Source organism: Streptomyces synnematoformans (assembly GCF_039531005.1).
In the GTDB taxonomy this organism is placed as follows: domain Bacteria; phylum Actinomycetota; class Actinomycetes; order Streptomycetales; family Streptomycetaceae; genus Streptomyces; species Streptomyces synnematoformans.
On sequence record NZ_BAAAPF010000294.1, the window covers coordinates 1 to 8,666 of the forward strand.

Here is an 8,666-nt window from a genome sequence, read left to right on the forward strand (position 1 = left end):
TGGCGACGGTCTCGGTGGTGGACTTCACGCGCCTCAATCTAGGCGAGCCGCCGGCGCCGTGCCCGAGGGCGAGCACGAGCCGCGGGCGCGCGGCCCGGTGCCAGGTGATGCGGGCGTCGCCGGGCGGGGTGGCGACGGTCTCGGTGGTGGACTTCACGCGCCTCAATCTAGGCGAGCCGCCGGCGCCGTGCCCGAGGGCGAGCACGAGCCGCGGGCGCGCGGCCCGGTGCCAGGTGATGCGGGCGTCGCCGGGCGGGGTGGCGACGGTCTCGGTGGTGGACTTCACGCGCCTCAATCTAGGCGAGCCGCCGGCCCGGTCGGCCGGACCCCGAACGGCATGTCCGCCTCCGTCGGTGAAGCCCGTACCCCGTACGCGGCGCACGCGCACCGGGCCGCCAGGCCGCCAGGCCGCGAAATCCGAGCGCACACGCGCCCCGTACGCCGGTCCCCGGCATCCGCGCGACCATGCGCCTGCTTCCCGCTCCCCGATGCCCCCGGGACATCCGGCCGCCGCCCGCACTACCGGAACCCGCCGGCGCCCGTTCGGCTAGAACAGCGTCTCCTCCTCCGGCGCCGTTATCTCCTCCACCAGCTCCGCGCCGCCGTTCCGCACGTCGCTCACCTTCGTCGACACCGGGAACGCGCGCAGCAGCCCCGCGGGCGGCGGGCGCAGCAGCTCGCGCAGCGCCTCCGGGTCCTTGCTGGCCGGGTCGAGCCAGGCGTCCCAGCGGTCCGGGGTGAGCATCAGCGGCATCCGGGGGTGGATCTCGGCGAGGGTGTGCGGCCCGGACTCGCCCGCCGGGCCGCCCGCCAGCTCCGTGGTCTCCGCCTCCGTCGTCACCACCGTGCACGTCACCCACCACGCGCGCGGGTCCTCGTCCGGCAGCGTCTTGTCCCGCCAGAACTCGAAGAGCCCGGCCATCGCGAAGACCGAGCCGTCGGCCGGGGTGACGAAGTACGGCTGTTTGCGGGGGCGCTTCTTCCGGCCCTGCTCCTCCAGCTGCCGCTCGCCCTTGAACGTCAGCCACTCGAAGTAGCCGTCGGCCGGCAGCAGGCAGCGGCGCGAGGCGAACGCCCGGCGGTAGGCCGGCTTCTCGTGCACGGTCTCCGCCCTGGCGTTGATCATCTTCACGCCCAGGTCCGGATTCTTCGCCCAGGACGGCACGAGGCCCCAGCGCAGCGCCCGCAGCTGCCGGACGGGCCGGGGGTCGTCGGAGTCGCGCTCGGGGCGCTCCAGCACCGCGTACACGTTCTTGGTCGGCGCCACGTTGTAGTCGGGGGCGAGGGTCTCCTCCGCGTCCCACTTCTCCACCTCGAAGAGATCGACGAGGTCCTCGGGTTTCCTGCTCGCCGCGTACCGTCCGCACATGGGTGACAAGACTGCCACGCCCCTCTGACAGCCCGCACACACCGCCTTGGCTACCCTGCACGTCCGAGCACCGGGAGGGCAGATGGAAGGCACCAGCCTCGGCGAGCTGTGGGACCGCGTCGTCGGCACGCAGCCCGACCCCTCGGAGTGGCTGGTCGGGGTGACCGGACTGGTGGCGCTCGCCGCCGTCATGCCCTGGGGCGTGTGGCGGCTGACGCGCAACGCCGTCACCATCGCGCACGAGGGCGGCCACGGCCTCGTCGCCGTGCTCACCGGGCGCCGCCTGGAGGGCATACGCCTGCACTCGGACACCTCCGGCCTCACCGTCAGCCGCGGCAAGCCCTCCGGCCTCGGCATGATCCTGACCGCCGCCTCCGGCTACACCGCCCCGCCGCTGCTCGGCCTGGCCGGCGCCTGGCTGCTGGCCGACGGGCGTATCACGGCCGCGCTGTGGGGCGCGATCGCCCTGCTGGCGGCGATGCTGCTGATGATCCGGAACGCGTACGGGGTGGTGACCGTCGTCCTGACCGGCGCCGCGTTCTTCCTCGTCTCCTGGCTGACCGAGCCGGAGGTGCAGGCGGCGTTCGCGTACGGGGCCGTGTGGTTCCTGCTGCTCGGCGGGGTGCGGCCGGTCTTCGAACTGCAGCGCAAGCGGCGCCGGGGCGAGGCGCCGCAGTCCGACGCCGACCAGCTGGGCCGGCTGACGCACACCCCCGCCGGGCTGTGGGTGCTGCTGTTCTACGTGGTCGCGCTCTGCGCCCTCGCCGGCGGCGGCCGCTGGCTGCTCGACCTCTGACGTCCGCCGGAGCGTCCCGACCGGCGCCCGCCCGGGCCCGGTGACCCCGCCGGTGTCTCCGGTATCCCCGGTGTCCACAACCCGCCGTTGTCCACAGGCCGCGGCCCGTCCCTGCGAGGGGCGGGCCGGCCCGCATAGGGTGAGTGCCATGACCGCTTCGCAGAGCAGCCTCTGGCCCGCGCCGTCCGTCTCCGCCCCGGTGACCGCGGCCGTCACCGTGCCCGGGTCGAAGTCGGTCACGAACCGGGCGCTGCTGCTCGCCGCGCTCGGCGCCGGCCCCGGCCGGCTGCGCCGGCCGCTGCGCTCGCGCGACAGCGCCCTGATGGCGGGGGGCCTGCGGGCCCTCGGCGTCGGCATCGAGGAGGCCGCGGGCCCGGACGGCGCCGAGGAGTGGCGCGTCAGCCCCGGCGGCGGGCTGCGCGGCGACGCCTCGGTGGACGTGGGCAACGCGGGCACGGTGATGCGCTTCCTGCCGCCCGTCGCGGCCCTCGCCGACGGCCCGGTCCGCTTCGACGGGGACCCGCGCAGCCACGAGCGCCCGCTGCACGGGGTGATAGACGCGCTGCGCGCCCTCGGCGCCCGGATCGACGACACCGCGCGGGGCAGCCGCGGCGCGCTGCCGCTGACGGTGTACGGCGGTGGCGGGCTGCGCGGCGGCCCGGTCGAGGTCGACGCCTCCTCGTCCTCGCAGTTCGTCAGCGCCCTGCTGCTGTCCGCGCCGCGCTTCGACAAGGGCGTCGAGCTGCGGCACACGGGCGACCGGCTGCCCTCGATGCCGCACATCCGGATGACGGTGGAGATGCTGCGGGCGGCCGGCGCCGAGGTGGAGACGCCGGAGGACGGCGGCGAGCCGAACGTCTGGCGGGTGGCGCCGGGCGCCCTGCGCGGCCGGGACCTGACGGTGGAGCCGGACCTGTCGAACGCGCAGCCGTTCCTGGCCGCGGCGCTCGTCACCGGCGGCCGGGTGACGATCCGCGACTGGCCCCGGCAGACCACGCAGCCCGGGGACGCGCTGCGCGAGATCTTCACCGAGATGGGCGGCTCCTGCGAGCTGGTGACCACCGCCGAGGGCACGGACCTGGTCTTCTCCGGCACCCCCGGCGGCTCCGCGGGCGGCTCTCCCGGCGGCTCCGCGGCCGGGATCGTCCACGGCATCGACATCGACCTGTCCGAGGTCGGCGAGCTGACGCCCGGCATCGCGGCGGTCGCGGCGCTGGCGGACTCCCCGTCCCGGCTGCGCGGCGTCGGCCACCTGCGGTTGCACGAGACGGACCGGCTCGCCGCCCTCACCGCGGAGATCAACGGGCTGGGCGGCGAGGTCACCGAGACCGGGGACGGCCTGGCGATCCGCCCCCGCCCGCTGCACGGCGGCGTCTTCCACACCTACGACGACCACCGCATGGCCACCGCGGGCGCCGTCCTGGGCTTGGCGGTGCCGGATGTGCGGGTGGAGAACGTGGAGACGACCGCCAAGACCCTGCCGGACTTCCCCCGGATGTGGGCCGGCCTGCTCGCCGGGGACGACGCCGGGCCCGCGGCCGGGTCGTCCGACGCGCCCGCCGCCCCCACCCGGAGAGACTGACCCGCGCGATGCGGCGCTACGGCAAGAACCCCGACGAGGACGACGTCCGCGTACGCCCGGACCGCCGGGGCAGCCGGCCCCGCAGCCGCAATCGCCCCAAGCACGCGGACGCCGCCGAGGGCTTCGTCCTGACCATCGACCGCGGCCGCATCACCTGCCTGGTCGAGCAGCGCACGGTCACCGCCATGAAGGCCCGCGAGCTGGGCCGCAAGGGCGTCGTCGTCGGCGACCGGGTCGCCGTCGTCGGGGACGTCTCCGGCGACCCCGGGACGCTGGCGCGCATCGTCCGGGTCGAGGAGCGCACGTCCGTGCTGCGCCGGACGGCGGACGACGACGATCCGTACGAGCGCGTGGTGGTGGCCAACGCCGACCAGCTGGCCATCGTCACCGCCCTCGCCGACCCGCCGCCCCGGCCGCGGCTGGTCGACCGCTGCCTGGTCGCGGCGTACGACGGCGGGCTCGACCCGCTGCTGATGCTGACGAAGTCGGACCTGGCGCCCGCGGACGAGCTGCTGGAGTCGTACGCGCCGCTGGGCGTACGGGCCGTCGCCTGCAACCGCGACGAGCTGGCCACCGGCGAGGGCGCCGCCCGCGTGCTGGACCTGCTCGCCGACCGGGTCACCGCCTTCGTCGGCCACAGCGGCGTCGGCAAGACCACCCTGGTCAACGCGCTGGTGCCGGCGCGCCAGCGGGCCACCGGCGAGGTGAACGTCGTCACCGGCCGCGGCCGGCACACCACCACGTCCGCGCTCGCCCTGCCGCTGCCCGACGACAAGGGCTGGGCCATCGACACCCCCGGGGTGCGGTCGTTCGGCCTGGCGCACGTCGACCCGTCCCGCGTCATCCACGCCTTCCCCGACCTGGAGCCCGGCACGGCGGACTGCCCGCGCAACTGCAGCCACGACGAGCCCGACTGCGCGCTCGACGCCTGGGTCGCCGAGGGCCGCGCGGACCCGGCCCGGCTGGCCTCGCTGCGCCGCCTGCTCGCCACCCGCGAGCGCCGCGAGGGCGACTGACGAGGTGTCAGCCTAGGGTGGTCGAAGCAGTGCGGCAGGTCCGTCGCGTCCGCGGAGACCCGTTGGGCATAATCGCAGGAGCGTCAACCGAACGGGAGGCACGACACGATGGCGTGGCTGTTGGTCGTCGTGGCCGGAATACTGGAAACCGGCTTCGCCGTCTGCCTCAAGCTCTCCCACGGGTTCACCCGGCTCTGGCCGACGATCGCCTTCTGCGTGTTCGCGCTCGGCAGCTTCGGCCTGCTGACGCTGTCGCTGAAGAAGCTGGACGTCGGCCCGGCGTACGCGGTGTGGACGGGCATCGGTGCCGCGGGCACCGCGATCTACGGCATGGTCTTCCTCGGCGACCTGGTCTCCGCGCTGAAGATCGTCTCCATCACGCTGGTGATCGTCGGTGTCATCGGCCTGCAGCTGTCCGGCTCGGCCCACTGACCGGCAGCAGCCCGCGGATCATCCGCTCCACGTCCTCGCCCCCGGCGGGCGCGACCACGTACGACAGCGTCAGCCGGGTCACCGCCTCGCCGACCCGGCGCCGTTCGGCCGGCGCCCCGGGCAACTGCTCCGCCAGCGCCCGCAGTACCCCGTCACGCACCTTGTCGACCAGCTCGGCCGGCGTCTCCACGGGCGCGTCCCGCTCCGTACGGCGCACCCCCGGCGGCCCGCCCCGGGCGGGCGGGTGCCGGGCCGGGGCCGGCAGCTGCTCGCCCCAGCAACCGGTGAGCGCGGCGCGCACCAGCGGGTTGCCGCGCGCCGCGCGCAGCGTCCAGGCGACCAGGGCGAGCAGCCGGCCGGCGGCGTCGGCGCCGGACCTGCCGGCCCCGGACAGCGTCCGCTCCACGCCCGCGAGGTAGCCGTCGACCTCGCGCCTGACGAGGGCCTGGGCCAGGCCTTCCTTGCTGCCGAACTCGTTGTAGAGAGTCTGGCGGGACACTCCGGCCGAGGCGGCGACGTCGACCATCCGCACCCCCGCCCAGGGCCGGCTCCTGAGCGCCGTGAAGGCGGCGTCGAGGAGTCCTTCTCGCGCTGTAGGCATCGTGGCCTCCAGAGGGCGACCGTGCGCACAGAATTGACGCACCGCCAGGTGCTGTCAAGGGTCCGTACGGGGGTCCCGGGACCCGCCACGCGTCCGGGCGAAGGTTCGCGGTGCAGCTTTGGGGTTACTGTTCGTTGCATGGCCGGTTTTCATGATGATCTGCGTCTCGCCCACGTCCTGGCGGACGCCGCCGACGCCACGACGATGGAGCGGTTCAAGGCGCTCGACCTGAAGGTCGAGACAAAGCCGGACCTGACTCCGGTGTCGGAGGCGGACAGATCGGCGGAGGAGCTGATCCGCACGTCGCTGCGGCGCGCCCGGCCACGCGACGCCGTGATGGGCGAGGAGTACGGCACCGACGGCACCGGCCCGCGGCGCTGGATCATCGACCCCATCGACGGCACCAAGAACTATGTGCGCGGGGTCCCCGTCTGGGCCACGCTGATCGCGCTCATGGCCCCGGGTCCGGAGGGCAACCAGCCGGTCGTCGGCGTGGTGTCGGCCCCGGCGCTCGGCCGCCGCTGGTGGGCGGTGCAGGGCGGCGGCGCGTACACCGGCCGCAGCCTGGCGAAGGCGAGCCCGCTGCGGGTGTCCGGCGTGCAGCACATCGAGGACGCCTCGTTCGCGTACTCCTCGCTGCACGGCTGGGACGAGCGCGGCCGGCTCGACGGCTTCCTGCACCTGACCCGCGACTGCTGGCGCAGCCGGGGCTACGGGGACTTCTGGCCGTACATGATGGTCGCCGAGGGGACGGTCGACATCTGCGCAGAGCCGGAGCTGTCGCTGTGGGACATGGCGGCGTGTGCGGCGATCGTGGCGGAGGCCGGCGGGTCGTTCACGGGCCTGGACGGCGAGCCCGGTCCGCACAGCGGCAACGCCGCGGCGTCCAACGGGCTGCTCCACGAGGAGCTGCTGAAGTACCTCGGCCCGTAGCCCCGTATGCCCTTAAGCCGGTACGGGCGGTACGGGCGGCACGGGCCGCACGGCAGACCGGCGTACGGGGGCGCGGGCCCGGCCCGGCCGGGCCTCGTCCGCCCCCTTGTTGCCCTCCACGGAGCGTGCCAACCTGACAGGGACAGGCCTTGTGAACTTGTGAAAGCCTTCACAGGCGAGCGGGCCCCGACACCCCCCAGGAGGTGGCTCCACCCCATGCTCGTCCGCGACGCCATGAGCACGGTGGTCCTCACCATCGGCCCCGCGCACACCCTCCGCCAGGCCGCCCGGCTGATGTCGGCGCGGCACGTCGGGGCGGCGATCGTCCTCGCCCCCGACACCACCGGGCTCGGCATCCTGACCGAGCGCGACATCCTCAACTCCGTCGGCGCGGGCCAGGACCCGGACATGGAGAAGGCCGACGACCACACCACGACCGACGTCGTCTTCGCCGCACCCGGCTGGACCCTCGACGAGGCCGCCGAGGCCATGACCCACGGCGGCTTCCGCCATCTGATCGTCCTCGACGACGCGGAGCCGGTCGGCGTCGTGTCCGTACGCGACATCATCCGCTGCCAGATCCGGCACCGGCAGGAGGCGGCGCACCGCGAGACAGCCCTCGCCTAGCCCGTCCGGACGCGTCAGAGGGGCCGGGAGCCCGACCGGCGTCCCGACCCCTCTGTCCGTGCACGGCAACCGGCCCTCGGCCGCGGAGGGCCTGGACCGCGACCTCACGGCCGATCGCCGCAGTCTGCGAGGGAATCCTACATTAGACAGAGTCCAAGTCAAGATCCCAATGAAGTCCGTATGGGTTCTGGCAATAGAGCGATGCGCTGCTACCCTGAATGCATGAGCGACCTCCTGGAGCGACTGCGCGGCCGCGGCTTCCGGCTCACCGCACAGCGGCGAGTCGTGGCCGAGGTCCTGGACGGCGACCACGTGCACTACACCGCCGACGAGGTGCTCGCGCGCGCCACCGCCCGGCTCCCCGAGATCTCCCGTGCCACCGTCTACAACACGCTCGGCGAGCTGGTCGCGCTCGGCGAGGTGCTCGAAGTCAGCACGGACGGCCGCGCCAAGCGGTACGACCCGAACGCCCACAGCGCACACCAGCACCTGGTCTGCAGCCGCTGCGGCTCCATCCGCGACGTGCGCCCCGAGGGCGACCTGCTGTCGGCCCTGCCCGAGAGCGAGCGCTTCGGCTTCCGGATCTCCGGCGCCGAGGTCACGTATCGGGGCATCTGCCCGGACTGCGCACAGCCGGGACGGAACTGATTTGCGCTGGTCGATCGGCCAGGGGTAGTGTTGTTTTCACCGACGCGGGGTGGAGCAGCTCGGTAGCTCGCTGGGCTCATAACCCAGAGGTCGCAGGTTCAAATCCTGTCCCCGCTACCACTGACGGAGGCCCGGACCACACGGTCCGGGCCTCCGTCGTCGTCTGTGCGCGGCGGAGCCGGCCGGCGGACCGGCGGCGGTGTGCCGCCGGTCCGGCCGAGCCCGGCCCGCCGGGCCGTGGTTTCAGGCCGTGAGTTCCTGCGCGAGCGCGTCCCGCAGCCGGGCGGCGCGCTCGGCGACCTCCGCCGGGCCCAGCTCCACCGCCCGCGACGACCAGTGCTGGCTCTCCGGCAGGTCGCCCCGGCGGGCAAGAAGCAGCGCGAGCCGCAGCGCAGCGCCGCCGAGGCCGTGCTCCGCGGCCCGGCGCCACCAGATCGCCGCCTCCGGCACGCTGCCCTCCCGGGCCAGCAGCCGGCCCAGGTTGAACGCGCCGTTGCGGCTCCCGGCCTCCGCCGCGGCCCGGTCCCACCGGCCCGCGGCCTCCGTGTCGCCCCGTGCGGCCGCGCGCATGCCCAGCCGCACCTGGGCCCGCCGGTGGCCCTGCCGCGCCGCCTGCTCGTACCACCGCTCGCCCTCGGCGCCGCCGGCGCCCGAGGCGCCCG

Annotated in this window: 9 protein-coding genes, 1 tRNA gene and 2 pseudogenes; 8 read left to right on the top strand and 4 right to left on the bottom strand. The window is 74.6% G+C overall.

Features of this window, described 5'->3' with window-relative positions; translation table 11 throughout:
- Both ABD317_RS29535 and ABD317_RS29540 read right to left on the bottom strand, forming a co-directional pair.
- Positions 1 to 286, bottom strand: a pseudogene (locus ABD317_RS29535) (hypothetical protein); the annotation flags it as partial.
- 261 nt (positions 287 to 547) lie between these two features.
- Positions 548 to 1,369: an SOS response-associated peptidase gene (locus ABD317_RS29540; RefSeq protein WP_344293704.1), complete on the bottom strand. Its 822-nt coding sequence runs from the start codon at positions 1,367 to 1,369 to the stop codon at positions 548 to 550.
- 82 nt (positions 1,370 to 1,451) lie between these two features.
- On the opposite strand from ABD317_RS29540, the gene ABD317_RS29545 reads away from it, so the two are divergent.
- The 4 genes from ABD317_RS29545 to ABD317_RS29560 all read left to right on the top strand — a co-directional run bounded on the left by ABD317_RS29545 (position 1,452) and on the right by ABD317_RS29560 (position 5,195).
- Positions 1,452 to 2,165: a M50 family metallopeptidase gene (locus tag ABD317_RS29545; RefSeq protein ID WP_344293706.1), complete on the top strand. Its 714-nt coding sequence runs from the start codon at positions 1,452 to 1,454 to the stop codon at positions 2,163 to 2,165.
- A 148-nt stretch (positions 2,166 to 2,313) separates the two neighbouring features.
- Complete coding sequence (gene aroA, locus ABD317_RS29550; RefSeq protein ID WP_344293708.1) at positions 2,314 to 3,747, top strand: 3-phosphoshikimate 1-carboxyvinyltransferase; 1,434 nt, start codon at positions 2,314 to 2,316, stop codon at positions 3,745 to 3,747.
- Between the two features lie 8 nt (positions 3,748 to 3,755).
- Positions 3,756 to 4,763 carry a ribosome small subunit-dependent GTPase A gene (rsgA, locus tag ABD317_RS29555; RefSeq protein WP_344293710.1) on the top strand — a complete coding sequence of 336 codons (1,008 nt, stop codon included), beginning with the start codon at positions 3,756 to 3,758 and terminating at the stop codon, positions 4,761 to 4,763.
- A 108-nt stretch (positions 4,764 to 4,871) separates the two neighbouring features.
- Complete coding sequence (locus ABD317_RS29560; protein WP_027754004.1) at positions 4,872 to 5,195, top strand: SMR family transporter; 324 nt, start codon at positions 4,872 to 4,874, stop codon at positions 5,193 to 5,195.
- On the opposite strand, the gene ABD317_RS29565 is transcribed toward ABD317_RS29560, so the two are convergent.
- A complete protein-coding gene (locus ABD317_RS29565) occupies positions 5,161 to 5,796 on the bottom strand; it encodes a TetR family transcriptional regulator (RefSeq protein ID WP_078627601.1) in 636 nt (211 codons plus the stop codon). The genes ABD317_RS29560 and ABD317_RS29565 overlap by 35 nt on opposite strands.
- A gap of 138 nt (positions 5,797 to 5,934) precedes the next feature.
- Between ABD317_RS29565 and hisN the strand changes: the two genes are divergently transcribed.
- The 4 genes from hisN to ABD317_RS29585 all read left to right on the top strand — a co-directional run bounded on the left by hisN (position 5,935) and on the right by ABD317_RS29585 (position 8,124).
- Positions 5,935 to 6,729: a histidinol-phosphatase gene (gene hisN / locus ABD317_RS29570; RefSeq protein ID WP_027754006.1), complete on the top strand. Its 795-nt coding sequence runs from the start codon at positions 5,935 to 5,937 to the stop codon at positions 6,727 to 6,729.
- A 216-nt stretch (positions 6,730 to 6,945) separates the two neighbouring features.
- Positions 6,946 to 7,356, top strand: a complete 411-nt coding sequence (locus ABD317_RS29575; RefSeq protein WP_027754007.1) for a CBS domain-containing protein — start codon at positions 6,946 to 6,948, stop codon at positions 7,354 to 7,356.
- Between the two features lie 222 nt (positions 7,357 to 7,578).
- Positions 7,579 to 8,004 (top strand): Fur family transcriptional regulator, encoded by a 426-nt coding sequence (locus tag ABD317_RS29580; protein WP_344293714.1) that lies wholly within the window; start codon positions 7,579 to 7,581, stop codon positions 8,002 to 8,004.
- Positions 8,005 to 8,047: 43 nt separating this feature from the next.
- A tRNA-Met gene (locus ABD317_RS29585) sits at positions 8,048 to 8,124 on the top strand.
- A gap of 123 nt (positions 8,125 to 8,247) precedes the next feature.
- Here the strand turns inward: ABD317_RS29585 and ABD317_RS29590 are convergent.
- A pseudogene (locus ABD317_RS29590) lies at positions 8,248 to 8,666 on the bottom strand (sel1 repeat family protein); the annotation flags it as partial.

Coding starts and splice junctions, on each gene's coding strand:
- ABD317_RS29540 (WP_344293704.1), bottom strand. CDS start 1,369: ATGTGCGGACGGTACGCGGCGAGCAGGAAACCCGAGGACCTCGTCGAT.
- ABD317_RS29545 (WP_344293706.1), top strand. CDS start 1,452: ATGGAAGGCACCAGCCTCGGCGAGCTGTGGGACCGCGTCGTCGGCACG.
- aroA (WP_344293708.1), top strand. CDS start 2,314: ATGACCGCTTCGCAGAGCAGCCTCTGGCCCGCGCCGTCCGTCTCCGCC.
- rsgA (WP_344293710.1), top strand. CDS start 3,756: ATGCGGCGCTACGGCAAGAACCCCGACGAGGACGACGTCCGCGTACGC.
- ABD317_RS29560 (WP_027754004.1), top strand. CDS start 4,872: ATGGCGTGGCTGTTGGTCGTCGTGGCCGGAATACTGGAAACCGGCTTC.
- ABD317_RS29565 (WP_078627601.1), bottom strand. CDS start 5,796: ATGCCTACAGCGCGAGAAGGACTCCTCGACGCCGCCTTCACGGCGCTC.
- hisN (WP_027754006.1), top strand. CDS start 5,935: ATGGCCGGTTTTCATGATGATCTGCGTCTCGCCCACGTCCTGGCGGAC.
- ABD317_RS29575 (WP_027754007.1), top strand. CDS start 6,946: ATGCTCGTCCGCGACGCCATGAGCACGGTGGTCCTCACCATCGGCCCC.
- ABD317_RS29580 (WP_344293714.1), top strand. CDS start 7,579: ATGAGCGACCTCCTGGAGCGACTGCGCGGCCGCGGCTTCCGGCTCACC.